The organism is Flavobacterium sp. GNP008 (genome assembly GCF_056428965.1).
This window is the reverse complement of record NZ_JBWJVL010000065.1, coordinates 1-235: the sequence shown is the minus strand read 5'-3', so window position 1 is coordinate 235 and position 235 is coordinate 1. Positions and strand designations below refer to the sequence as shown.

Annotated in this window: 1 protein-coding gene; it reads left to right on the top strand. The window is 72.8% G+C overall.

Features of this window, described 5'->3' with window-relative positions; all coding sequences use genetic code 11:
* The coding region (locus AC0608_RS13895; protein ID WP_478289494.1) for a Rossmann-fold NAD(P)-binding domain-containing protein at positions 1-235 on the top strand (235 nt) is incomplete at both ends.

Here is a 235-nt window from a genome sequence, read left to right as displayed (position 1 = left end):
CAGGATCACCCGCTCTACGCCCAACTGCTGCGCGACGCCGCGCCGGACCTTGAGGTACTGACCAGCGGCGACTCGGCCGAACTCTCGCGCCTGGCCGCCGATTGCCCGGTATGGCTGGGCCAGCCGGACCTGCTGGCGACCCTGCTGCGCCAGGGGCATCAGCCGCAGTGGCTGCAATCGACCTGGGCCGGCATCACGCCGCTGCTGGCCGACGGCCTGCCGCGCGGCTATCGCC